Source organism: Actinomadura atramentaria DSM 43919, from assembly GCF_000381885.1.
In the GTDB taxonomy this organism is placed as follows: domain Bacteria; phylum Actinomycetota; class Actinomycetes; order Streptosporangiales; family Streptosporangiaceae; genus Spirillospora; species Spirillospora atramentaria.
Genome location: NZ_KB907215.1, coordinates 156,029 through 179,972 on the forward strand (window position 1 = coordinate 156,029; position 23,944 = coordinate 179,972).

At 75.4% G+C, this 23,944-nt stretch carries 20 protein-coding genes; 6 read left to right on the forward strand and 14 right to left on the reverse strand.

Annotated features, from left to right (window positions below; genetic code table 11):
* Positions 1-54 precede the first annotated feature (54 nt).
* Positions 55-480 (forward strand): D-aminoacyl-tRNA deacylase, encoded by a 426-nt coding sequence (gene dtd / locus G339_RS0120105; RefSeq protein ID WP_026341612.1) that lies wholly within the window; start codon positions 55-57, stop codon positions 478-480.
* Here the strand turns inward: dtd and G339_RS34620 are convergent.
* The 6 genes from G339_RS34620 to G339_RS0120135 form a co-directional block, all read right to left on the reverse strand.
* Positions 477-1,757, reverse strand: a complete 1,281-nt coding sequence (locus tag G339_RS34620) for a phosphodiester glycosidase family protein (RefSeq protein ID WP_019632868.1) — start codon at positions 1,755-1,757, stop codon at positions 477-479. The two genes, dtd and G339_RS34620, sit on opposite strands and share 4 nt — an antisense overlap.
* 3 nt (positions 1,758-1,760) lie before the next feature.
* Positions 1,761-2,129, reverse strand: coding sequence for a hypothetical protein (locus G339_RS0120115; protein WP_019632869.1), 369 nt, complete (start codon positions 2,127-2,129; stop codon positions 1,761-1,763).
* Between the two features lie 527 nt (positions 2,130-2,656).
* Positions 2,657-3,124 (reverse strand): hypothetical protein, encoded by a 468-nt coding sequence (locus G339_RS34625; RefSeq protein ID WP_051107899.1) that lies wholly within the window; start codon positions 3,122-3,124, stop codon positions 2,657-2,659.
* 774 nt (positions 3,125-3,898) lie between these two features.
* A complete protein-coding gene (gene ygfZ, locus G339_RS0120125) occupies positions 3,899-4,894 on the reverse strand; it encodes a CAF17-like 4Fe-4S cluster assembly/insertion protein YgfZ (RefSeq protein ID WP_019632871.1) in 996 nt (331 codons plus the stop codon).
* Positions 4,895-4,919: 25 nt separating this feature from the next.
* Positions 4,920-5,333, reverse strand: a complete 414-nt coding sequence (locus tag G339_RS0120130) for a Fur family transcriptional regulator (RefSeq protein ID WP_019632872.1) — start codon at positions 5,331-5,333, stop codon at positions 4,920-4,922.
* 309 nt (positions 5,334-5,642) lie between these two features.
* Entirely contained in the window at positions 5,643-6,188 is a 546-nt protein-coding gene (locus G339_RS0120135) for a heme-binding beta-barrel domain-containing protein (RefSeq protein ID WP_019632873.1), read from the reverse strand.
* Between the two features lie 204 nt (positions 6,189-6,392).
* On the opposite strand from G339_RS0120135, the gene G339_RS0120145 reads away from it, so the two are divergent.
* Positions 6,393-6,755, forward strand: a complete 363-nt coding sequence (locus G339_RS0120145) for a DsrE family protein (protein WP_026341613.1) — start codon at positions 6,393-6,395, stop codon at positions 6,753-6,755.
* Positions 6,756-6,895: 140 nt separating this feature from the next.
* Here G339_RS0120145 and G339_RS0120150 read toward each other — a convergent pair whose 3' ends face one another.
* The 4 genes from G339_RS0120150 to G339_RS0120165 form a co-directional block, all read right to left on the reverse strand.
* Entirely contained in the window at positions 6,896-7,678 is a 783-nt protein-coding gene (locus G339_RS0120150; protein WP_026341614.1) for a hypothetical protein, read from the reverse strand.
* Positions 7,679-7,719: 41 nt separating this feature from the next.
* Complete coding sequence (locus G339_RS0120155; protein ID WP_019632877.1) at positions 7,720-8,226, reverse strand: hypothetical protein; 507 nt, start codon at positions 8,224-8,226, stop codon at positions 7,720-7,722.
* 65 nt (positions 8,227-8,291) lie between these two features.
* Positions 8,292-9,014: a type 1 glutamine amidotransferase gene (locus G339_RS0120160; RefSeq protein WP_019632878.1), complete on the reverse strand. Its 723-nt coding sequence runs from the start codon at positions 9,012-9,014 to the stop codon at positions 8,292-8,294.
* A complete protein-coding gene (locus G339_RS0120165; RefSeq protein WP_019632879.1) occupies positions 9,004-10,254 on the reverse strand; it encodes a MurT ligase domain-containing protein in 1,251 nt (416 codons plus the stop codon). The genes G339_RS0120160 and G339_RS0120165 overlap by 11 nt, the downstream gene beginning before the upstream one ends.
* 470 nt (positions 10,255-10,724) lie before the next feature.
* Between G339_RS0120165 and G339_RS0120170 the strand changes: the two genes are divergently transcribed.
* Positions 10,725-12,422: a hypothetical protein gene (locus tag G339_RS0120170; protein ID WP_019632880.1), complete on the forward strand. Its 1,698-nt coding sequence runs from the start codon at positions 10,725-10,727 to the stop codon at positions 12,420-12,422.
* Positions 12,423-12,530: 108 nt separating this feature from the next.
* Entirely contained in the window at positions 12,531-13,682 is a 1,152-nt protein-coding gene (locus tag G339_RS0120175) for a hypothetical protein (RefSeq protein WP_019632881.1), read from the forward strand.
* Between the two features lie 3 nt (positions 13,683-13,685).
* Here G339_RS0120175 and G339_RS0120180 read toward each other — a convergent pair whose 3' ends face one another.
* Positions 13,686-16,577 (reverse strand): ATP-binding protein, encoded by a 2,892-nt coding sequence (locus G339_RS0120180; protein WP_019632882.1) that lies wholly within the window; start codon positions 16,575-16,577, stop codon positions 13,686-13,688.
* 220 nt (positions 16,578-16,797) lie between these two features.
* Here G339_RS0120180 and G339_RS0120185 point away from each other — a divergent pair, with 220 nt between their 5' ends.
* On the forward strand, positions 16,798-17,457 hold the full coding sequence (locus G339_RS0120185) for a hypothetical protein (RefSeq protein ID WP_019632883.1): 660 nt from the start codon (positions 16,798-16,800) through the stop codon (positions 17,455-17,457).
* Positions 17,458-17,512: 55 nt separating this feature from the next.
* On the opposite strand, the gene G339_RS36965 is transcribed toward G339_RS0120185, so the two are convergent.
* Both G339_RS36965 and pip read right to left on the reverse strand, forming a co-directional pair.
* The gene (locus G339_RS36965) at positions 17,513-19,339 is read right to left on the reverse strand and encodes a DUF7927 domain-containing protein (protein ID WP_026341615.1); all 1,827 of its coding nucleotides are present in this window, start codon (positions 19,337-19,339) and stop codon (positions 17,513-17,515) included.
* Between the two features lie 93 nt (positions 19,340-19,432).
* Positions 19,433-20,383: a prolyl aminopeptidase gene (gene pip, locus G339_RS0120195; RefSeq protein WP_019632884.1), complete on the reverse strand. Its 951-nt coding sequence runs from the start codon at positions 20,381-20,383 to the stop codon at positions 19,433-19,435.
* 102 nt (positions 20,384-20,485) lie between these two features.
* On the opposite strand from pip, the gene G339_RS34640 reads away from it, so the two are divergent.
* Positions 20,486-21,712, forward strand: a complete 1,227-nt coding sequence (locus G339_RS34640) for an alpha/beta hydrolase family protein (RefSeq protein ID WP_019632885.1) — start codon at positions 20,486-20,488, stop codon at positions 21,710-21,712.
* A gap of 9 nt (positions 21,713-21,721) precedes the next feature.
* Here G339_RS34640 and G339_RS0120205 read toward each other — a convergent pair whose 3' ends face one another.
* Entirely contained in the window at positions 21,722-23,764 is a 2,043-nt protein-coding gene (locus G339_RS0120205) for a hypothetical protein (protein ID WP_019632886.1), read from the reverse strand.
* Between the last annotated feature and the right edge of the window lie 180 nt (positions 23,765-23,944).

Consider the following 23,944-nt stretch of genomic DNA (forward strand, 5'->3'; position numbering starts at 1 on the left):
ATCGTCCCCGCACCCGGTCGCCGCGACGTTCAAGAGTGCGCTAACACTTGAACCATGCGAGCGGTGGTGCAGCGGGTGACGCGGGCGGACGTGACGGTGGACGGGACGGTCGTCGGGGCGATCGACGGGCCGGGCCTGCTCGTCCTCGTCGGCGTCACCCACGACGACGCCCCCGAGCAGGCCCGCAAACTCGCCGCGAAACTCTGGGGCCTGCGCGTCCTCGACGGCGAGAAGTCCTGCTCGGACGTCGGCGCGCCGCTGCTCGTCGTCAGCCAGTTCACCCTCTACGGCGACGCGCGCAAGGGCCGCCGCCCGTCGTGGACGGCCGCCGCGCCCGGCCCGGTCGCCGAACCGCTGGTCGACGCGGTCGTCGCGGAGCTGCGCGCGCTCGGCGCGACCGTCGCGACCGGGCGGTTCGGCGCGGACATGAAGGTGGCGCTCGTCAACGACGGCCCGGTGACGCTGGTCCTGGACGTCTAGCGGACGAAGACGCCGAGGCCGTTGGCGACGGCGCGCTCCCGCCCGTCGGACGGGACGTTGCGGACCGTCGCCCGCTTCGCGCCGCGCCGCCGCGCGACCAGCGTGGACGAGCCGCCGCCGTCCAGGTCCACGGCGTCGTCCGCGCCCGCGCGGGCCAGCAGCGACGCCAGCTCGGCCATCGTCAGCCCGCCGCTGCGCCGCGACCGCCCGTCCACGACGACGAGCTGGACGCGGCGGCCGTCGCGGCTCACCCCGGCGGCGGTGCGCGGCGCGGGCCCGGTGTCGGCGAGGCCCGGCAGCGGCGACCCGTCGCGCAGGATCGCGAACCCGCCGACCGCGACGCGCAGCCGCCCGGGGCCGGTCAGGCGGTAGCGGACGGACACCCGCTGGCCCCGGCGCAGCCCGCGCAGCGCGGCGGCGGCCCCGTCGCGGCCGACGAGGACGGTCGTGCCGCGCGGGATCGACCCCTTGCCGACCTTGCGCGCGACCTTGACGACCGTCCCGCCGCGCACCGTCACCTCGGCGGTGTCGGCGCTGCACGCGGCGGCGCGCGACGCGTCGCTCCCGCAGACCGCGCGCCGCCGCGACGCGCTCCCCCACGCGGCGGTGAACACGCCCGCGCCGCCGACCGGCAGCGCGTACTGGTTGAGGCCGCGCAGCGCGACGACCGCACGTCTCCCGACACGGACGGAGCCGGTGAGCCGCAGCCGGGCGACGCGGGCGCGGCCGTCCTTGCCGACGCCGACGACGTCCTCGGCGGACGCGGCGCGCGGCGACGCCGGGCCGAACCGCTGCCCGGCGGGCACCGCGCCCTTCACCGGGCGGCCCGCGTCGAGTTCGGGTCCGGACGACGAGCCGGTCGCGGCGTTCGGACCGCCGCCCACGTCGAAGAAGTCGCCGTTGACGCCCGCGACGGCGTGCCGCGCATCGGCCATCGCCGAGACCGTCCGGCGGGCGGCGACCACCGGCGGACGCAGCAGGCCGAGGCCGATCCGGCGGTTCCGCAGGTCGACGTCCACGAGCACGCCCCGGACCGGGCCGCCCGCGCCGGACGCCGCGAACCGCCGCAGCACCGCGCCCGGCGCGAGCCGCGTCGCCTTCCCGAACCTGACGCCGCGCGCCACCGCGCCGTGGACGGGCCGGCCGGCCGCCGTCGCGACGCGCTCGCCCGAACCCGCGCCGTCCGGCCCGGCGGGCGGCGGCGCGGCCGCCGCCGGGACGGCCGTCACGAACACCGCGGCCGCCGCGACGGCCCCTCGCAGTCCCCCCGCGCCCATCCGCTACTCCCCGAACCGGATCGCGGCGACCTGGATCGGCCGGTCGAACCGGGCGACCTTCTGGCGGCTGCCCACCACGCCCGCCGGAGCGCCGCCGCAGTCCTCCCGCTCGAACAGGTACACGGCGCGGACGTGCGACTTGTTCACCGCCGACAGCGTCTCGAACGGCGCGGACAGCGGGACGCAGCCGTCCTGCTCGGGGATCAGCAGCTCCTCGCCGCCGAGGTCGGCGGCCGAGTGCAGGAACAGGTAGTCGGTGTTGCGGGGGGCGGCGAGCGCCGGGACGGCGGCGACGAGGCCGACCAGTCCGAGCAGGGCGAGCGTCCCCGCCCCCGCAGCGCCGCGCGTCCGGACGTCGCCGGGCAGGCCCATGTTGCTCCTCGGAATCGAAGTGGAACGCGTCGGCGCGTGCAGGTTCGTCGCTGTTACTGCGCCGATGTCGGTGCGTCGCACGCGCCGACGGACGATGACGGAAAGTGATCGGCCGTCGCGGAACGTCATAGTAGGGTCGCCGAACCCGCCACGTCCCGCGAAACCCGACACGCCGCATCACACGCACCCGATGCCCACGAACGATCACGACAAGCCCTCCGCCCGGTCCGACCGTGAACGACCCGGCGGCGAACTCGCGCCCATGCCGCAGCACGGGCAGCGACGCTCGACGGCGGGGCCCGCGCGTCGCCCGAAGCGACTCGTACCGCGACGCCCGAACGCCGGGACGGGGCATCCGCGTCACTCAAACAGCGACGCCCGAACACCAAGACGAGGCACCCGCGTCACTCGAACAGCGACGCCCGAACGCCGAGACAGGGCATCGCGTGGCTCGAACGGCGACGCTCGAACGGCACGGTGGGCGTACTTGAGCGCTCGGTCCTGGCCAGGCCGTGGGCCGGCGGGGGTCAGGCGGTGAGGCCGAGCAGACTGCCGATGAGCGCGACGACCGTTCCGGCGGCGGCCGTCGCCAGGACGAGCAGGTCGGCTTGGGCGAGCCGCGTCCGCGCCGCGCGCGAGTGGACGACCGCGCCGCGCTCCCGCACCGCCGGGCCGGACGACGCGCGGACGACCGGGCGCAGGCCGACGAGCCGCCGGATCGCTTCGACCTTCAACTCCTGGTGCTCGCGTCCGCAGGCGAACAGCCGCCCGCGCACCGGTTCGCGGCACGAGAAGCCCTGCCGCGTCATCATCCGGCACACCGTGGGCACGCCGATGAACTCGTACACGCACCACAACAGGACGGCGAGCAGCGCCAACCGCCACGACCACACCCACACGGCCAACGCCCCGACCGCCGCGAACAGCCCCCACCACAACGCGACCGGCTCGCGCGGCCGCCGACGCCGCCGCCCACCCGACCGCCGTCCACCCACGACAACACCACCCGACCCACCGGCACGCGTCCCGGCGCCGCCCGCACCGACCTCACCGGCACCGGACCCGCTCGTTCCACGCGCTCCCGCGCCGGACCCGCTCGCGCCGCTCGCACCCGACCCACTCGTTCCGTTCGCGCCGGACCCACGCGCGCCCGACCCGCTCGCGCCGCTCGCACCGGACCCGCTCGCGCGCGACCCACTCGCGTCCGCGCCGGACCCGACCCCAGGCTCGCCGTACTCGTCTCCTTCAGGAGCGGCCACATCGGCTCCCCTCCCTCGACGGCGCACCATCCCGAGGAATTTGCCCGGAGACCGCCGGTTTTACGCCCCCATCACGCGCGACCATCCCACGCGACCAGCCCGCACCGCCAGCCACCGCTTCGAACCGCGCCCTATCGCGCACGACCCGGCAGGACGCTCCGGACTGCGCCAACCCGGCGACGTCGGTCGCCGGGCGTCGGTCGCCGGGCAGTGGGCGTCGGGCAGTGGGCGTCGGGCTGGACGGGAAGGACGGGCAGCGGGTGGGGCGGACTGCGGGCAGGACGGGCGGCGTTCGGGGACGAGGGTCTGCCTCAAAGTGCCTCAGCCCGAGCGCGAGTGCGTTAACTGGCCGGTGAAGCGACGCCGGAGGCGAGCTTCATCGGGCAGATCGCGAAACGATGCCGCGCTCGCACAGACCCGGTGAGGTCCGAGCCACCAGGCGAGGGCGTGGGCCGGGACTCGGAAACACTGGCAGCGAACAGCGAAGGCAAACGCCCGCAGCCGTCGTCGTCAAGCGCGCCTGGTCGGCTGGCGGCGGAGGGCTATCTGGGCGTTCGCGCCGGTGTCCGGGGAGACGATGACCTCTTGCGCCGCCGCGACCCCGCCCGCGAGCAGTTCCGCGTCCACCGGGACGTTCCGCTTGACGAGGGCCAGCGCGACCGGCCCCAGTTCGTGGTGGCGCGCGGCGGAGCCGACGAACCCGACCGTCCGCCCGCCCGGGATCTCGACGGGATCGCCGTGGGCGGGCAGCCGGTCCACGCTGCCGTCCAGGTGCAGGAACACCAGGCGGCGCGGCGGGCGGCCGAGGTTGTGGACGCGCGCGACCGTCTCCTGCCCCCGGTAGCAGCCCTTGTTCAGGTGGACGGCGTCCTCGATCCAGCCCATCTCGTGCGGGATCGCGCGCTCGTCGGAGTCGAGGCCGAACCGGGGCGTGTGCGCGGCGATCCGCAGCGCCTCGTACGCCCACAGCCCGGCGGGCCGCAGCCCGGACGCGGCGGTGAGCGCGGCCAGTTCGGCGCGCGGGACGAGCGTCGTCGTCAGCCCGGCGACGTCGGGGAACGCGGGACCGGGGAAGGAAGCCGGCCCCGTCACGGCCGCGTACTCGCCGGTGACGTCCGCCACCTCGACGCGCAGCATGAACCGCATCCGGTCGAGGAACGCGGTGAGCGCGGGCGCGGCCCCCGGCTCGACGTGCGCGAGCACCGCCTCCCCGTCGTCCACGAGGTGCAGGTGGTGCTCGACGCGGCCGTTGGCGTCCAGCAGCAGCGCCTGCGTCGGCTCGTGCGGCGGGAGGACGTCGAGGCGCTGGCTCAGCAGGCTGTGCAGCCAGGACAGCCGGTCCGGCCCGGTGACGCGGACGACGCCCCGGTTGCTCCGGTCCACGAACCCGGTCCCGGATTCCAGCGCCCGCTGCTCCTGCGCGGGCTCCCCGTAGTGGGCCGCGATGTCGTCGTCGGGCGCGTCGGCGGCGACGGCCCCGTGCAGTTCCAGCAGCGGACTCCTCATGCCCACCAGCGTATGCGGCGGCGCGTCACGCGCGGCAGTCGCGGCACTCCCCGTACACCGTGAGGTGATGCACGTCGGTGACGAAGCCGAACCGCTCGGCGAGGCTCTCGGCGAGCCCGGACGCGGCGGCCGGGTCGGCGTCCTCGGCGCGCCCGCAGCCGCGGCAGACCAGGTGGATGTGGTCGGCCTCGGTCGCCAGATGGTAGTTCGGCGGGCCGTGCCCGAGATGGGCGTGCTTGACGAGACCCAGCTCCTCCAGCAGCTCCAGCGTCCGGTACACGGTCGAGATGTTCACGCCCTTCGCGGTGCGCTGCACCTCGGCGCAGATCTCTTCCGGGGTCGCGTGCTCAAGGTTCGTGACCGCCTCCAGGACGAGCTGCCGCTGGGGCGTGACCCGGTATCCCTTGGCCCGCAGCTCCTCCTGCCACGTGTCCGCCATGAGCAGAGTCTATGTCCGCGAAAAGCCGCTTGCCTCGCGCGGCGGCGGTCGCATAACGTGCAGCCACGCAGGAAAGGAGGTGGTCCTAGGTATGAGTGACAGTAGGGCTTGCGAGGTGGCTGTCCGCTAGTCGCCGTCACGCCTCGGACACGCCGCTCCTGCAGGCGAGCTAGCCGCCTGACGGGGCACGTGTACCGGTCGTGGACGCGACCGGCGAATTCCAGGCAGGCACCGGGCCCCCGAACCGATGGGCAGTCCTCCCATCGCCCCGCACCCGCGGGAAGGTTCGGGGGTTTCCCTATTCTCTGATCACGCCTTCTTGAGCTGCGCGGAGAGATGGACCTGCAGCGGCTGACCCATCGCCGCCATCTCGTAGACCCAGCCGAGGTCCCGCGCGCCGTTCTTCTCGGGCAGCAGCCCGTACATCCGGGCCCCGGCGGTGACCTCCTTCGCCGACGCGGTCCGCGCGACGACGTCCGTCCGCAGCTCGACGCGGTTGAACGCGACGTTCCCCACGTAGATCTCCACGATCCCGGTCGGATGCGCGAGCGTCACCTCGACCTCGTTGCCCGGCCGGGGCCGCCAGTAGCCCGTCTCGGTGCCGAGCGGCCGCCCGATCGTGCCGTCCTCCTCGATCAGCCAGGTCCGGCTCTCGTAGATCAGGAACGGCTTGCCGTTGTGGGTGAACGTCACCTCCTGGCCGAACCGGAACTCCTCGATCGTCGGATAGTCGCCGACGCCCGCGCCCTTCCAGGTGCCGAGCAGGAACTCCAGCGGCTTCAGATCAGGGTGCGGGTCGAACTCCGGCTCGGTGCCCGCGGCGGCGTGCGTGGGATCGGACTGCTCTGACTGCATGGCATCTCAGCCTAAAGTGTCGCGGCCGCGCCCCGGAACGCCGCTACCGCAGCCGCGACAGCCGCACGACCAGCAGCACCGCGCCCACCGCGACGGCTCCGCACGCCAGGACCAGGATGATCGCGTTCGCCATGCCCACGGGCCGCCACCCTACGCGCGACGGCCCCGTGCCGTCGCGCGCGGCGCGGGGTTAGAGTGCCGGGCATGGCGAGATCTCTGGTGATCAAGGCGACGGCCGGCGCGGACGGCCCGGAGCGCTGCAACCAGGCGTTCACGGTCGCCGCCGCGGCCGTCGCGAGCGGCGTGCCGGTGTCGCTGTGGCTGACCGGCGAGTCCGCCTGGTACGCGCTGCCCGGCCGCGCCGAGGAGTTCGAGCTGCCGCACAGCGCGCCGCTGGCGGAGCTGCTGTCGGTCGTCCTCGCGGGCGGGACCGTGACGGTCTGCACGCAGTGCGCGGCCCGCCGCGAGATCGGCCAGGACGACGTCATCGACGGCATCCGCATCGCGGGCGCGCCGACGTTCGTCGCCGAGGCCACGGCGGACGGCGCCCAGGCCCTCGTCTACTGACCCGCCCGCGACCCGGCCGAGCGGCACGGCCGAGCGGCGCGCGCCAGCCGCTCGTTCGGGCGGCGCGTGTCGACCGCTTGTCGCGCGCGGCGCGTCCGGCCGTTCATCCGCGCGGCGCGTTCTGATCCGCCCGCGCGGGGCTAGGCGGGGTCGCGGAGTGCTGCGACCGCGTCGCGGACGTCCGGGTCGGGGTCGGCGGCGAGGGTGTCGAGCAGGGCGGGGACGCCGGGCGTCGTCCAGTGGCCGACCGCCCAGACCAGGTCCTCGCGGACGCCCGCGTCCGGGTGGGCGGCGAGGCGGGCGAGTTCGGGGAGCGGGCCGCGCCGCCGCAGGCCGAACCAGTGCAGCGCCGCGCGCAGTTCAGCCGGGTCGCCCGGGTCTCCGGCCGCCGCGATGCGCGCGAGCAGGACGCGCGGCGGCGGCGCCGGGCCGTCCACCGGATGCGGCAGGCGCTCGCGGAGCCGCCGCGCCCCGTACCCGCCGCGCTCCCGGCAGCCGAAGCACGTGCAGGGCCGCCGCCCGTGCGCGTCCGGCCGGTACCGCCAGCCGACGCCCTGCGGGACGGCGCGGACGGCGCGCACCTCGCGGGCCGCGACCGCGCGCGGCACGAAGACCTCCCAGCCGCGCGGATCGGCGAGGGCGGCGATCCGCCGCACCGCCCCGGCGGCGGTGTCCGCGCGCGGCCGGTCCCCGTAATGCCCGACGAGGACCGGCTCGGCGTCGTCGAGCCGCAGATGGACGGCCGTCATCGGCCCCCGGTGCCCGAACCGGGCGAGTTCGCGAAGCCACTGGTGCGTCAGCGTGTACGACGGCAGCACCGGGAAGCAGTACACCCCGCGCGCCCCGGAACGCGCCGCGCGTATCCCGGACCGCCGGATGCCCGGCGCGTTCGCCGCGGGCGTGAGATGCACGAACGTCGCCATGCGCGGCATCGTAGGCACGCGCGCGACGCGACGGCGACGGCTTATTCGCTCCGGCGGCCGTACACCGCCACGCACCCCGCGTCGTCCTCCCCCGCGGGGATGATCCGCGCGTCGAACCCGGCGAGGTCGAGCAGGGCGGCGAGCGCGGGCCGCATGACGGACTCGATCCGGTCGTCGAACTCCTCCGGCGCCATCGTCATCGCCCCGCGCCGCGACCACGAGACGACGATCGCGTCCGCGCGTATCCACGTGACGACGTGGAAGCCGCCGCTGCCGCCGCCGCGCTCGTCGGCCGCGTGCAGCCCGGCGGCCGTCAGCGCCTCGTCGATCTCGGCGGCGAGCGGCGCGTGCATCTCGGTGAGCGTCACGTACTCCTCGACGAACGCCCGGTCGAACAGCGCGTACGTCGCGCGGGACACGCCCAGGCGGCACCGCAGGTCCTCGTCGGTGGCCTCGCTGACGGACGGGGGGCTTTCCACCGACGACGTGAAGAACGGCGGCGCGTCCGGCTCGGCGCCGTCCGGGGAGAGCAGGAAGGGATCGGTCATACACCGGAAGTTACGCCCAGCGACGCGTCGTCACCCGGTGAATGCGCGGATGCGTCCGTCCCCGCTCAGCGCGGGGCGAGCGCCGCGTTCAGCCGTTCCTCGCGGAGCCGCTCCGACCACGACGGCGGGAGCTGCGGCAGTTCCATCCCGACCGCCCACGTCAGCAGCAGGTCGGCCAGCCCCGGATTGCGGACGAGCGCCGGCCCGTGCATGTACGTGCCGAGCGTGTGCCCCGCGTACGCGCCCTCGAAGCCCTGCCCGTCGCCGTTCCCGACGCCCGCGACGACCTTGGCGAGCGGCCGCGCGTTCGGCCCGATCGTCGTGACGCCCTGGTGGTTCTCGAACCCGGTGATGCGCGGGACGTTCAGCTCCGCCGCGACGTCGCCGACGACCTCGCCGACCGCGCGCTGCTGCCCGCGCCCGCTGCGGATGTCGAGGAGCCCGAGGCCGGGCAGCGGCTGCCCCTCCTCACCGCCGAACTCGTGCCCGAGGATCTGGTAGCCCGCGCACACCGCGAAGATCACCGCGTTGCGGCGCGCGGCCTCGGCCAGCCCGCCGTCCGCGCGCAGCCGCTGCGCGGCGAGGATCTGCGGGCGGTCCTCGCCGCCGCCGAGCAGGTACAGGTCGCCGTCGGGCGGGACGGGCTCGTCCGAGCGCAGGTGGACGGTCTCGGTCGGGACGCCGCGCAGCGCCGCCCGCCGCTCCAGGACGATCGTGTTCCCCTGGTCGCCGTAGGTGCTGAGCAGGTCCGGGTAGATCCAGACGATCTTGAGTCGGTCAGAGGGCACGGCCGTACCTCGTTCGGATGTCCTGGAAGGCGGTGTAGTTGGCGATCACGTCGAGGCGGCCGGGCGGGACGGCGGTGACCGCCTGCTCGATGTCGTCCACCAGCGTGAACGCCACGTCGGCGGCCTCCAGCCGGGCGGCGAGGTCGACGCGGCGCTCGCCCGTCGCCCAGACGGGGCGGCCGCGCAGGATGCGGTAGTCGACGTCCCACAGCCAGGACGTGTCGCGGCCGTCCGGGCCCTGCGCGTTGATCGACAGCGCGACCGGGCCGGGCGCGGGCGCGAGGACGTCGAACGCCTCCAGCCAGCCCGCCGGGTTCTTCGACAGCAGCAGCCGCAGCTCGCGGCCCTGCGCCTCGACGGTGGTGTACCGGCCCGCGACCGACTTCACCTGCGCGAGCGCGGGCAGCGCCTGCTCGGGCGGCACGCCGAACTGCGCGACGACGGCGAGCGCCATCGCCGCGTTCGACCGGTTCGCCCGGCCGGGGAGCTGGAGCTGCGCCAGCGGGACGGCGCGCCCGTCCGGCGCGACGACCGTGTCGCCGCGCAGCACCCAGTCGGGGCGGGGCCGCGCGAAGTGGCACTGGCGGCAGCGCCAGTCGCTGTCCTCCTCGCCGCCCTGGCGGTCGAGCGGGCCGCCGCACTCGGGGCAGCACCAGGAGTCCTCGCGCCAGTGCTGGCCCGCCGCGACCCAGGTGACGCTCTTGGCGGTCGCCGCGCCCCAGGTGACGAGCGGGTCGTCGCAGTTGGCGATGACGTGGCTCTGCGGGGACGCCTCCAGGGCGCGCCGCCACTTCCCGGCGAGCAGCCAGATCTCGGCGGCGCGGTCCATCTGGTCGCGGCTGAGGTTCATCAGCGCGACGACGTTCGCGCCGGTCTCCTTCAGCACCATCGGGACGTACTTCTCGTCGCACTCCAGCACGCCGTAGCGGGCGCCGGGCGCGGACGCGAGCGCCGACACGTGCCCGGTCGGCATGTTCGCCCCGAACGCGTTGGTGGCGATCTCGCCGAGCGGCGCCATCGCCGACGTGATGAGGCGCGTGGTCGTCGTCTTGCCGTTGGTGGCGCTGACGAGGACGAGCTTGCGGTCCTTGGCGAGCCTGGTCAGCAGCTCCGGGTCGAGGCGGAGACCGATCCGCCCCCCGATCACCGAGCCGTCGCCCTTGCCCGCGAGCCGGGACATCCTGGCCGCGGTCCGGCCGAGCGCGACGGCCAGCTGCGAACGCAGTGGAAGATCGCTCATGAACTCCGTCTTCTCCGGTGCAGTGCGTCTCGGGCGCTCTTCTCGTACTTCGGCCCGCAGATGACCGCAGCCTAGCCGCCATCGGACGCCGTCGCCGCCCGCACCGCGCGGACCGCACCCGGTGGATACAAGTCACATCCGATCGGACGGACGGGACGTCACCCCTGTGTTCCCCCGATTCACGGACACCGTTCCCCTTACTGCGGCAAAATGCGATCAGTGTCACAGACATCCGAGTAAACCGGCGCGCGCGTCCTTGACCTCCGACGGCGGATCGTGATTCGGTGCGAGCCCCGGGAGGGGCCGACCGCAGCGGCGCGATTCCCGGCGAAGCGCCCGAGATGGCGTCCGAGATGGGGCGCCGCCCAGTACTTTGTCGTGGTCCCCCTCTTCGGTGGAGCGGCGAGCCCGGCCCGCGGGCGGGGATGCGCGACACGGGCGTACCGGCGACCAAGCGAGGTTCTGAGCTGATGCACTGTCCGACGTGCGGGACGAGCACGCCCGGGACGCTCGGAGCGTGCCCGCGCTGCAACACGCCGCTCGCGGGGCCGCCGCTCGGCGCGCCCGTCGGGGACGGCGTCGGCTCGGCGGACGCCGCGGCGGGCGGGGGGCTCGGCGAGGGCACCGTCCTGATCCCGCCGCCGCCGTCCTGGGGGGCCGCTCCTTCTCCTTCCTCTCCGCTGCCGCCGCAGGACCCGGAGTCCACGGCGGCCTGGGTGTTCGACCCGGCGGCCGATGACGAGGACGACGACGCCGAGGTGACGCGGCGCGCGTTTCCCGCGCCGGGGGCCAATGGCGCGGGGGTGAACGGTGCCGGGGCGAACGGCGGGTTCAGCAACCCGGGGATCAACGGTCCTGGCACGAATGGTGGGCTGAACAGCCCGGGGATGAACGGCCCCGGCACGAACGGCGGGTTCGACGGCGGCGGGCTGAACGGCTCGGGGATGAGCGGTGCGCCGTCCGGCGGGCTCGCGTCCGCCCCGCCGCCGCCGTCGTGGGCCGACCCGGAGCCGGAGCCGGGCGACTCGATCGTCCCCGACGACTGGTACGCCGAGCCGCGCCGTCCGTCGCCCGCCGACGAGGACGCCGGGGCGACGCGCGCGCTGCCGCCCGCCCCGCCCGGCGGCCTCGCGGCCACGCCGCCGCCCGGCCCCGCGCCGTGGTCGGCCGACGCCGACGCGACGCAGCTCGCGGGCGGGCCGCCGAACGCGCCGCTCGGGCAGATGCCGATGGGTCCGGGCGGTCCCGGCGTCGGACCCGGTCCGATGGGGCCGGGCCAGCCGGGCTTCGGCCCGATGGACGGGATGGGACCGGGCCAGCCCGGTTTCGGCCCGATGGACGGGATGGGGCCGGGCCAGCCTGGTCTCGGCCCGATGGGCGGCGGGATGGGGCCCGGTCAGCCCGGGTTCGGGCCGATGAACGGTCCTGGGCCGATGAACGGGCCCGGTCCGATGGGTCCGGGGCCGATGGGCGGACAGCACGGCGGGCCGAACGACCCGTTCGCCGGGTTCGGCGCCCCGCCGCCGCGCAAGTCCGGGGGCGCGCCGAAGCCGCTGCTCGTCGGCGTCGCCGCGCTGGTGGCGGTCGCCGTCGTCGCCGTCGCGTTCGTGGTGTGGCCGAGCGGCGGCGGGAAGAAGGACCCGTCCGGGCCGCAGGCCAAGCCCGCCGCGTCCACGTCCAACACGCCCGTCGCGGAGAAGAAGCCGACGGTCTCGGCCGCCACGCGCAAGCAGGCCGAGGCGATGAACGCGCTGCTGGACACCAGCGGCGACGCGCGCCGCAACCTGTCGGCGGCGCTCGCCGCCAGCGGGAAGTGCAAGACGCTGCCCGCCGCGATCGGCGCGTACCAGCGCGTCGCGCAGCGGCGTCAGGCGCAGCTCCAGCGGACCTCGCAGCTCAAGGTGGACCGCCTGCCCAACGGCGAGAAGATGCGCGCCTACCTGCGGCAGTCGTTCCAAGCGTCGCTGGAGGTCGACCAGGCGCTCCAGCGGTGGGCGCAGAAGAGCCGCGCCAAGTGCAAGGGCAAGCCGAAGACCAGCGCCGCGCACGCGCCTGGGCGGGCGGGCGCCGAGCAGCGCGCCACGGCGTCCAAGCAGCGGTTCGTCGCGCTGTGGAACCCGGTGGCCCGCAAGACCGGCAACCCGGCGCGGAGCTGGAACACGGTCTGACACCCCGGTCACGACCGGGTTGCGACCGCGTCGCGGGGCGTTCGCGGACGCCTCCGGCGGGTTATCTTGTGGCGGAAAACTCCAATGTGGGCGTCCGGGGGCTGAATCATGCGGTGTCCGTACTGCGGCGGTGATACGACCCCGGCGCTTCCGCGCTGCACGCTGTGCGGCGCGCCGCTGAGCAGCGCGGCCGAGTCCGAGTCGGCGGCGACGTCGCCGGACGACGGGCCGGACGAGGGCGGCACGCTGCCCTGGACGGCCGAGTACGGAGTGTCCTCCGATCCTGGCGCGACCGCCGGGTCGGGATCGCGGGGGTCGGCGGGACCGTTCGGGTTGTCGGGATCGCCCGGGCCGGGTGGGTCGTCGGGATCGTCCGGGCCGCCAGGCTCGCACGGGCCGTCCGATCCGTACGACCCATACGGACCACCCGGATCTTCCGGGCCGCGCGGCCTGTCGGGGCCGCCCGGGGCGGCCGGATCACCCGGACCGTGGGGACCGCCCAGCCCGCAGGAGTCGCTGCCGCTGTCGCCCGAGCCGTGGAACGACCCGATCCCCGTCCCGCCGCCGCCCGCCGAGCAGACGACGCGGCTGTCGGCGGAGCCGTGGGAGCAGAACGCCTGGGGCGGCGAGCCGCCGGTGTGGCAGCCCCCGCCGCCGCGCCGCCGCAGCAGCCCGCTGCCGTACGTCCTGCTCGGCGTCGGCCTCGTCGTGCTGCTGGCCGTCGCGGCGGCGATCGTGCTGTGGCCGTCCGGCGGGACGTCCGGGAACGGCGGGACGGTCGCGCAGAACTCGCCCGCCGTGCCGGGGAGCAGCCCCGCGTCCGACACGCCGTCCGACGACCCGTCCCCGACCGGCGCGGGCGACGGCGCGGCGCAGGCCCGTGCGGTGGACTCACTGCTGTCGGAGATGGCGTCGACCCGCCGCTCGCTCGGCGCGGCCGTGGAGGGCGGCTGCGAGACGTCCAGCCTCCAGAGCGTCCGCGACGCGCGGCGCGCGCAGCTCTCCGAGGCGCAGGGCCTGACCGTGGACGGGCTCGCCAACGGGACCGCGCTGCGGGACGCGCTCGTCCGCGCGCTCCAGGCGTCGGTGACGTCGAACGAGCGGTACCTGGAGCAGTCCCCGGGCTGCCCCGCCGACTCCGACCCGGTGATTAGCCAGGCGAACGACGAGGCGAGCGCCGCCAAGCGCGAGTTCCTCGGCTACTGGAACACGATCGCCGAGGAGCAGGGCCTGACGAGCCGGTCCGAGGGCGACATCTAGCGGTCAGCCCAGCGTGAACGGCAGGCCGCCGGCCGGGTCGGCGAACGGCTTGACCAGGCCCTCCGGCCAGCTCAGGACGGGTTCCAGCCAGTCGTCCACGCGCATCGTCGCGGCGACGTCGGCGATCTGCTCGTCCTCGGCGAGGCCGATCGTGACGACGGCGAGGTCGGCGAAGAACGCGGCGTTCTCGTCGTCCCCGGCCAGGGCCGCGACGGCGAGCGGCCGGTTGCGGGCCAGCTCCATCGACAGCGGGTGGCGGCGCAGCGCGCGCAGCCGGTGGCCGAGCAGCCCGTCCGGCGGCTGCCGCAGTCCGGGGAGCTGGTAGTCCAGCGGCGGCGCGGGCGCGTGCGGGTCCGGCTCGGGGCCGCCGTAGGGGAACAGCCGGTCCAGTTCGTGGACCCAGCGGACCTGCGGGATCACCCAGTGGGGGCCGGGCGGCGTCCCGGCGGGTCCGGTGTCGCCGCCGAGCAGCCGCCGAGCGACGTCCGCGACCGCGCAGGTGAGGTCGGCGGGCGGGTACTGGGTGCGCAGCGCCCGCGACCGGCGCGTGACGGCGCGCTCCACGACCGTCGCCAGCGCGCACTCGCGGAGCCGCGCGGGCAGCCGCGACCACGCGCGGAACAGCTCCGGCGGGACGGCGGGCAGCGGCCGGTTCGCGGTGTGCGCGAGCACCAGCGTCTCCGTCCACACGCGCAGCCACGCCCAGTCGGTGTGCGCGGCGGTCAGGTCGGCCTCGCGCAGCTCGTACAGCGTGCAGGCGCGGCCCGCCTGGCACTCGCGGCCGCACGCCGCCGAGCGGCGGCCGTCCACCGGGGGCGGCGGGCCGGGCAGCTCCCGCTCGCGGCCCTCACCGAGCGGGATGCGGACGCGCAGCGGCCGATCCATCCCGTCGGCGAACACCGCCGCGACGCCGGGGCGCAGCGACACGACCTCGCGGGACTGGTCCTCGTCGAGGTTCATCGCCGCGCCGACCTGGTGCCGGTCGTCGTGCGCGGGCAGCCGGTGGACGACCTTCAGCGCCGTGTTCTTGATGACGTCCGGGACGAGCTTCGTCGGGATCTGCTCCGCGACGATGATGCCCTCGCCGTACGCGCGGATCTCCGCGAGCATCCCCGCGAACAGCTCCACGGCGTGCGAGCTGGTCCGCTCGGGGCGGTTGCGCAGCAGCCGGTGCGCCTCCTCGATGACGATGACGTGCCGCAGCGCGGGCGCGCCGTCGCGGGCCGCGCCGCGCGACCGCATCCGCAGGTGCTCCACGATGCGGATGATGAGGGTGCCCATGAGGAACGCCTTGTCCTCGTCGTTGGCGACGTCCTCGATGGCGAGCACGATGTTGTCGCGGAGCATGCCGCCGATGTCGGCGGGGTGGCCGCCCTCGAAGAAGCGCCCGGCGGAGCCGATGCGCAGGCTGCGGAGCCGGACGTCCACGAAGCCCTGGACGTCGGCCATCATCTCCCGGCCGTAGCCGACGTCGGTGATGACCTGCAGCGCGGCGTCCTGCAACTGCTCCAGCGTCGGGACGGTCGGCTCGATGAGGGAGCCGGGGACGCCGCCGCCGGTGACGACGTCCCAGCCGTTGTTCTCGTACACGCGCTGGAGGGCCTGCGCCATGATCTGCGGGAACGGCTCCTCCGCGTCGAACGCGGCCTGGAACAGCGCCCGCACCATGTCGATGTGGGCCTGGACGGGGTAGCCGGGCTCGGGCGCGAGCGGGTTCACCGACAGCGGCACCGACGCCGGGTCGGACGGGTTCACCACCGTCACCGGCCCGCCGAGGTCGGCGATGCGGCCCGCCATCGCCGCGTACTCCGACTTCGCCGGCTCGATCGCCAGCCACGGCACGCCCGCGCGGGTGAGCTGCTCCAGCAGGTGCCGGACGGTCTGGCTCTTGCCCGCGCCGGTCGCGCCGGTGACGAACACGTGCCGGTTGATCGTGGAGCGCGGGACGGCGAACGCGCCGACGCGGCGGTCCTGCGCGTCGAGGATCGCGCCGAGCTCGATGCGCGGCTCGGCGGCGGTCGCGGCGTCCTCGGTCTCGGAGGTGACGTCGAAGTAGCCCGCGTCGAGCACGCGCAGGCCGGGGACCTCGCGGCCGGGAAGCCCGGCGAGGGCGGCGAGCGCGCCCGCCGTCGCGGTGAACGGGTGGCGCAGTTCGTCGGACGCGGGCGCGCGCGGCGCGGGGTCGGCGGGCGGGGCGAGCGCCTCGGCGAACGACACCGCGCCGTGCCCGGACCGCAGCCGGTACGGGTGGCGGCCGAGGTCCATCGACCCGACGAGGACGGGCGCGATCTGGCCCAGCTCGCGTTCCGTCGCCGCGCCCGCCAGGACCCGCACGCGCCACAGGCCCGCCTCGCGGAACGCGTCGAGTTCGGCGAGGCGCTCGTCGGCGCGGGCGACGGCGAGGCGGGACTGCTCGTCCTCGCCGCGCCGCAGCATGCGGAGTTCGTGGTGGAGGGCGCGCATCTCGTCGTCGAGGAGGCGTTCGGCGCACGGCTCGGCGACGACGAACCAGCCGAAGGGCCGCTCCATCAGCGTGACGAGCGTCGACTCGAACAGCCCGGCCGCGTCGCGGGGCGCGGCCGCGGCGGGCGCGAGGCGGCCGAGGCAGCGCGTCCACACCATGCGGCGGGCCTGGCGCAGCCACTCGTCGCCAACGCGGACGCCGCGCGCGCCGCTCGGGAACAGCAGCGCCTGGCGCGCCTCCCCGACCGGGCCCGCGTTGGTGATCAGCTCCAGCGGCGCGCCGCCGCCCGCCGACAGCCAGCCGACGACGAACGGCTCGCCGCGCCGCGCCGCCGACAGCGCGGCGGGCAGGACGCTGACGAAGTCGCCCTCCGCCGACGGGGCGTGCCGGGGCGCGGGGATCGCCTGGATGCGGTACCACGGGCCGCACAAACCGACATCCGTGCGGTTCCCCGTCATAGCGGGAGGCGGGTACTCATGGGGAACTCCAGGGGGACGGGGCATCACGGGAGCATCCTTACCGGGCGGCGGCGCGGCGCGCCAGCGGGGCGGGCCAGACTCGCCGGGACCGGACAGCGGGCGCGCCGCGCGCCACACGTCCACTTTGCGCCGGTTGTCTGTTGGCTGGAGAGTGGGGGCGGAGGTGAGGCGCGTGGTCTTCGGACGGAAGGACCGCCGCGGGGAGCCGCCGGTCGAGCCGATCGAGTGGCGCGGCGTCCGCGAGTTCGGGGTCGGGAAGGTCGAGCGGCCCGCGACGCCTCGCCGGAACCGGATCGGGTGGGGGCCGAACGCGGTGCGGGTTCCGCGGGGGGATCTGCTCGTGCCCTGTGCCTTCATCGGACCTTCGTCCGGCGCGAGTGTTGCGTTGTTCGAGGACGCCTTGTTCACGCGGGCGGTGTGCGTCGTCTCGGAGCCGCGCGAGGTCGATGGGGCGCGGTGTTACGACGTGCTTGATGCGGCCGGTTCGCTCGTCGGGACGCTTTGGCGCGTCCCGCCCGCCCGTCGCCTCCGGCGGCACACGTGGCGGATCGACCAGCCGGACCGCCCCGAGATCACGGGGCGCGGCGAGTGGTCGGGGATCGGCGCGAAGGGCATCGCGGGGCGGCTCGCGGGCAAGGCATTCGAGGGCGTGGTGCAGTCGGTGCTGGATTTGGGTGCGGAGGGCGGCGATCAGCCGACAAAACCTCGCACGCTCGAATGGCTCGCTGCGGACGAGCTGGTGATGGTGAGCAGAGGCACGGACGTCCGCATTCACGCGGACTGGCTCGACCGCCGTTTGGCATTCGCGTTCGCCGTCGTCGCTGACAACTGACCCGCCGCTGCCGCGCCGCGCTCGGGCGGGGTGCCCGGGCGCGGCGCGGGCGCGGTCACTTCACGTGGCCGCGCGGCAGGACGCCGGTCCACGTGGTGCAGAGCAGGCCGCACAGCGGACGGCCGCCCTCCAGGGTGTTCCGCAGGGTCGTTCCCGGGCGGACGCCCTTCTTGACGACCACCGTGAAGTGGATCGTCGCGGACTGGCCCGGACGCAGCGCGCCGCGCCAGACGAGCCGTCCGTGCCGGTACACGACCGTCCCCCGCGACGCGTGCGCGTCACCGGCGTAGCGGACGCGGCCCAGCATCGGCCGCAGGTCGTCCGCGAACGACGCGGGGCGGCCCGTCGTGAACGGGGCGTCGCCGGTGTTCCGGACGGTGATCGTGTAGTGGATGCGCCCGCCGGCGCGGACCCAGCGCGTCGCGCGCTTCGCGGCCGACAGGTGCGGCCGCCGGTGCGGCGGCGCGACGCCCGCGGGCGGTTCGCCGGTCGGCGGCTCACCGTTGGGCGGCGCGGTCGTCGGCGGGACGCCCGTCGGCGGACCCGTGGTCGGCGGCCCGGACGTCGGCGGCTCGTTGCCGGGCGGCTCGGTCGTCGGCGGAAGGACGCCCGTGGGCGGAACCGTGGTAGGCGGAACTATGGTGGGCGGAACCGTGGTGGGCGGAACCGTGCTCGGCGGGCCGGTCGTGGGCGGGGCCGTGATCGGCGGAACGAGGTCCGTGGGCGGGCCCGTCGTCGGTGGAACCGTCGTGGGCGGGCCTGTGGTCGGCGGAACCGTGGTCGGCGGAACCGTGGTCGGCGGAACCGTGGTGGGCGGTTCGGACGTCGGCGGCTCAGCGGTCGGCGGCTCGTTGCCCGGCGGCTCGGGCTCGTCGAAGGGCGGCCCGACGATCGGCGGCTCGATGATGGGCGGTTCCATGATCGGCGGCTCGTCGGCGAGCGGCTCGCCCGGCTCCTCCCCCGGCGGCTCGGCCGCGGGCGGCTCTTCGGCAGGCGGCTCCTCGGCCGGCGGCTCGGCCGCAGGCGGCTCCTCGGTCGGCGGCTCAGCGGTCGGCTCGTCATTCGGCGCGATCAGCGGCGTCTCGGACGGGTTCGGCGTCTCCGCCACCGGCGGCGCCGACATCCCGGTGGTGTCCACCGTGCAGTAGGCGCGCTCGTCGCCGAGCACCAGGTGGGCCAGCGGCCCGCTGTAGTGCTCGCCGTCGACCGTCGTCAGGTCGCCGCGCAGGTCGAACTCGGCGCGCGCCTCGGCGTAGGACGGGTCGGCGTGGTCCTCGACGACGGTCAGCGTCGCGGTGATCGTCCCGCTCGCGACGCGCGGCGCGCCGAGCTGCGCGCCGGTCACCTCCAACGTCAGCGGCACGCCGGGCCGGAGCGGCGTCCCGAGCAGCGCCGCCGCCGTGATGGCGACGGACGCCTGGGACTGCGCGGGCGGCGCGCACCGTGCGTAGCTGTGCAGGTTCGCGACGGTGAAAAGGTCCTGCGCGTTGAACGCCGCGCCCGTCAGCGGCCCGCTCTCGACGGCGACGAGGTTGGTGCGGGCGTCATAGGCGAGCGGCGCGTTGATCCCGCTGGTCTGGGACTGCCGGGGGCCGAAGAACGTCAGGTAACGGTTGAGCGCGGCAGCATCTCCGAAACTGGACTGGTCGAAGCCGCCGGATGATCCGGTGTGCGCGCTTCCCCCGGTTCCCGAAAAGCCCGTCAGGCCGATCTGGGGCACGTTGGCGACGGTCAGCCGGACGGCGACGCTGTCGGACGACGGCACCTCTGCGGGCGCGGCGGCCGACCGCCCGGACGCGAACGTCCCGGTGCCGACTGCCGCCGCGGCGACCGCGAGGGAGACCAGTCCCCCGCTGAGGCCGGTGATGGCGAAGTGTCTCATACCGGGATGGTGGGCAATCCGGGAGCGGGGGCACCCGACCGACGCACCAAGATCATCAAGCTTTTGCTGAACGGCGACGTCGCCGCGAGCGCGTCAGCGGCGCCGGAAACGGTCGGTCGCCTCGACGAGGCGGTGCAGCGTGCCGGGTTCGGCCCCGCCGTGCCCGGCGTCCTCCACGAGGTGGAACTCCGCCTCCGGCCACGCGCGGTGCAGTTCCCACGCCTGGTCCGGCGGCGTCTTGACGTCGTACCGCCCGTTGACGACGACGGCGGGGACGTCGCGCACCGCGTCGATCCCGGCGAGCAGCCCGCCGTCCGGCAGGAACCCGCCGTGGACGGTGTAGTGGTGGATGATTCGCGCCATCGCCACGCACGCCGCGTCGTCCAGATCAGGCGGCGCGGTCGGCAGCAGCGCGCCCGCCGCAAGCTCCCAGTCCGCCCACGCGCGGGCGGCGGGGACGCGGACGGCCGGATCGGGATCGCCGAGGCGACGGCCGTAGGCGGCAAGAAGGTCCCCGCGCTCGGCGGCGGGAACCGCGTCGCGGAACGCGGCCCACTCGGCGGGGAACAGCTTGGCCGCACCGCCGGGCTCGTACGTCCAGGCGACGTCCTCCGGCCGCACGAGCCAGATGCCGCGCAGCACCAGTTCGGTGACGCGGTCGCGGTGCGCCTGCGCGTAGGCGAGCGCGAGCGTGCTCCCCCAACTGCCGCCGAACACCAGCCACCGGTCGATCGCCAGGTGCTCGCGCAGCGCTTCGAGGTCGCCGATGAGGGCGGCGGTGTTGTTGCGTTCCAACGAGACGTCGGGGTCGCCCGCGTGCGGCAGGCTGCGCCCGCAGCCCCGCTGGTCGAGCAGGACGATCCGGTACGCGGCCGGGTCGAAGAAGCGCCGGTTCAGGGGGAGCGTCCCGCCGCCGGGCCCGCCGTGCAGGAAGACGGCGGGCTTGCCGTGCGGGTTGCCGCAGAGTTCGTAGTGGACGCGGTCGCCGCCGACGTCGAGCAGCCCGGAGTCGTACGGCTCGATCGGCGGATAGAACGTTCGCATACTGCCCATTCCTACCCGGACCCCAGGGTGTCCCCAAGTACACCCCCGAACCGGTACGCAGGGCCATTAGCGGAGCCGCGCCCGCTCCCTAGCGTCGAGGACATGAGATTTCGGACTGCGCGTTCCCTCCCCGGCGGCCTGCTCGCCGCCGCGCTCACCGCGAGCGTCACCCTCGGCCTCACCGCCCCGCCGCGACCCGCCGACGCCGCCCCGCAGCCGGCCCGGCGCGGGACGGTCGTCTCCGCCGAACGGGTGCAGAACCTTTCGGCGGGGAAAGTCCGGACGGCGCTCGCCGATGACGGGATCGACGCCTCCCGCGTCCGCTACGGCGTCACCGCCTACCGGATCGTGTACCGGACGATCGACGTGGCCGGACGGCCGACGACGGCGAGCGGGCTCCTGGTCCTGCCGCGCGACGGCGAGCGGAACCGGCTGCGCGTCGTCGCGTACACGCACGGCACGATGGCGACGCGGAGCGCGGCCCCGTCCGTGGACGACGGCGGACGGTCCGACGAGGGCCTGCTGTTCGCGTCCGCCGGGTACGCGGCCGTCGAACCGGACTACCTCGGCCTCGGCGTCGGCCCCGGCCGCCATCCGTACATGCACGCCGCGTCGGAGACGACCGCGACGCTCGACATGCTGCGCGCGTCGTTCGCGTTCGCGCGCCGTCCGCTGGACCCGCGCGTCCTGATGACGGGCTTCTCGCAGGGCGGCCAGGCGGCGATGGCGGTCGGCAAGGCGCTGCGCGCGGGCGCGGACCCCCGCTTCCGGCTCGCGGCCGCCGCACCCGTCAGCGGCCCGTACGCCCTGCGCGACGCGGAAATCCCGGCGATCTTCGACGGGACGCTCGACCCGCGCACATCGGCCTTCTACCTCGCCTACTTCTTCGTCGCGTGGAACCGCCTGTACCACCTGTACGACAGGCCGACGGAGATCTTCCAGGCCCCGTACGCGCGCACCGTCGAGTCGCTGTTCGACGGCAGCCACGGCGAAGAGGACATCGTCATGGGTCTCCCCGGCTCGCCGGAAGAACTCCTGACCCCGCACGGCCTCGACATGCTCCGGCACCCGACCGGCAGGCTCGCCGCCGCGCTGGCCGTCAACGACGCGACGTGCGCGGGCTGGACGCGCGGCGCGCGCGTCCGGATCTTCGCGGCGCGCGGCGACGAGCAGGTGGCGTTCACCAATGCCGAGCGGTGCCGCGCCGACCTCGCCGCCGCGGGCGTGCGCGCCCCGCTGATCGACCTCGGGGACCTGCAGCACAACGATTCGGGCCGCCGCGGTCTCGTCGCCGCGCTGGCCTGGTTCCAGCGGATCGCCCGGCCCTGAGCCGGCGTGTCAGCCCTGCTCGCGCCGCGCCGCGTGGCGGCCGGGGCGGCGGGGCTGGCCGAGGCGCGGCGCGGTCAGCCGGGGGCGGCCGTGCCGCGCGCGTTCGGCGGCCGGTTGCGGCGTCGGCGCGGCGAGCGGCGGCTCGTGCTCGCCCGGCCCGTCCTGCCGCTCGGGTTCCTCGGCGGCCTGCTCGACCCGCTGCTGCTCGCGCAGGTACTCCTCGAACTCGATGGAGTGCGCGGTCGGCAGCGTGATGATGCCGGGATTGGCGTCCACCATCAGGACGCGGCGGCCCGCCGAGCCCGCGTGGGTGAACACCATCGCGGTCGGCGGCAGCTCCTGGAGCTGCGGCGGCTCGACGACCAGTTCGCGGAAGCGCTGCCGGGCGGCCGTGGGCGGCATCGTCCGGCCCCAGGCGGTGGCCGAGCTGATCCCCTGGACGAGCGCCGAGTCGTCGGCGGGCGCGGGCAGCGGCGACCAGGCCGGGTCGGTGAGCGGGTCGCCGGGCCCGCCGCCGCGCGTCCGCGCGTACGCGACGGTCGAGGCGTAGGTCTCCCCGGCGACGTCGAACGGCGTCTCGCCCGCCGTGTCGGTGATCTCCGCGACGAGCAGGCGGCGGTCCGAGCCGATGTGCTCGGCGGCGATCCGCGCGTCCTCGGGGTTGCCGAGCCGCATGAAGCCGACCGCGGCGTGCCCGCGCCGCCCCAGCCGCTCGCGGACGTGCGCGGGCAGCGACCGGTACATGAGCACGAGTCCGTTGCCGGTGGCCTCGCACGCGTCGATGAGCCGGTCCAGGACGTCGCCGCGCAGCTTCTCCGCCCCGCACAGGAACAGCGTGTGCTGCCATCGCCCACCGGGCGGCGACTCGCGGATGCGGTGGGTGAGCGCGGTCGTGACGTACGTGCCGAGGACGCGGTTGGTGAGGACGCCCGCCCGCCGGTCCATCGACACCACGTGCAGCCGCGACGGCGGCAGCACGACGGGTTCCGCGCCGATCCCCTCCAGCTTGCGGAGCTGCGCCTCCAGCGCCCACGCGTGCCGGACGACGATCCGCCCGATGGCGTCCCGGCCGAACAGCGTCTCGACGCGCGCCAACTGCTCCTCGGTGAGCAGGCCCCGGCGCAGGTCGTCGCGCGGGTCCCCGACCTGGGCGAGGACGCGGAGCGCGGCGGTGATGCGCGGCAGCGTCGCGTCCGCGCCGAGGACCTCGATGACGCGTTCCAGGATCGAGTTGTCGAACGACAGGTCGCGGGTGCTCGACTGCTCCTCGCCCGCGCCGACGACGAGCGACAGCACGTCCGCGAGCGCCTCCGGCCCGAGGCCGCGCGTCACGTCGAGGCGGGGCAGGTCGGCGGGCAGCACCCAGACGAGCGGGTCGTCGCCCCGGTCGGCGGCGAGCCGCAGCAGGTCGTGGGCGACGGCTCCCTCCGACAGGTCGATGACGGTGACGCGCGCGCCGACGGCGAGCCGCGCCGCGCCCATCGTCGTGACGAACGCCGACCAGCCCGCGAGCGTGCCGCCGACGACGTCCACCCGGTCCACGCCGGGCGGGACGGCGACCGGGTACCACTCGCGCTGCTCCTCGTAGGCGAGGCGGCGGCGCTCCCAGGCGCGGCGGGCGTCGGCGTGGGCGCGGTCGGCCTCGCGTCCGGCGCGCTCGTGCTCGCGGCGCAGCTCCTCCTGCGCGGCGCGCTCGGCGGCGATCCGGGCGCGGACGAGCTGCTCGTCACGCCACAGCGCCGACCCGGTGATGCCGAGGACGACGACGCACGCGAGCAGCCCGACGAGCGCGAACGCCCACGGCAGCACCCCGGCGACGGCGCAGACGAGGAACAGCAGGACGAACCCGCACGCCCCGGCGGCGGCGGTGCGCAGCGGCCGGCCCGCGAACTGCGCGCCCGCCGGGCGCGCGGGCGGCGGCGCGGCGGCCGGGGCGGCGCGCCGGGGCGCGGCGGGCGGCGGCCCGGGGTCGGGGTGGACCTGCGCGTAGCGCCAGCCCACGTAGACGCGGTCGGGCTGGACGAAACGCGACCCCGCCGACCCGCCTGCCATGTCCGTCACGTCGTGAGACCCCTGGGTGGTGCGGGATGCTGAGGGAACGGATACCGGTGTCCTATACCGCACAGGGTAAGGACGTCCACGGGGTGCCGTGCGCGGTTCGCCGGAATGCGTCCGCATGCGCCGGGTCTCGTCCGTCAATTCGGTCACCGAGTTCACCTGCGGCAAAGATCG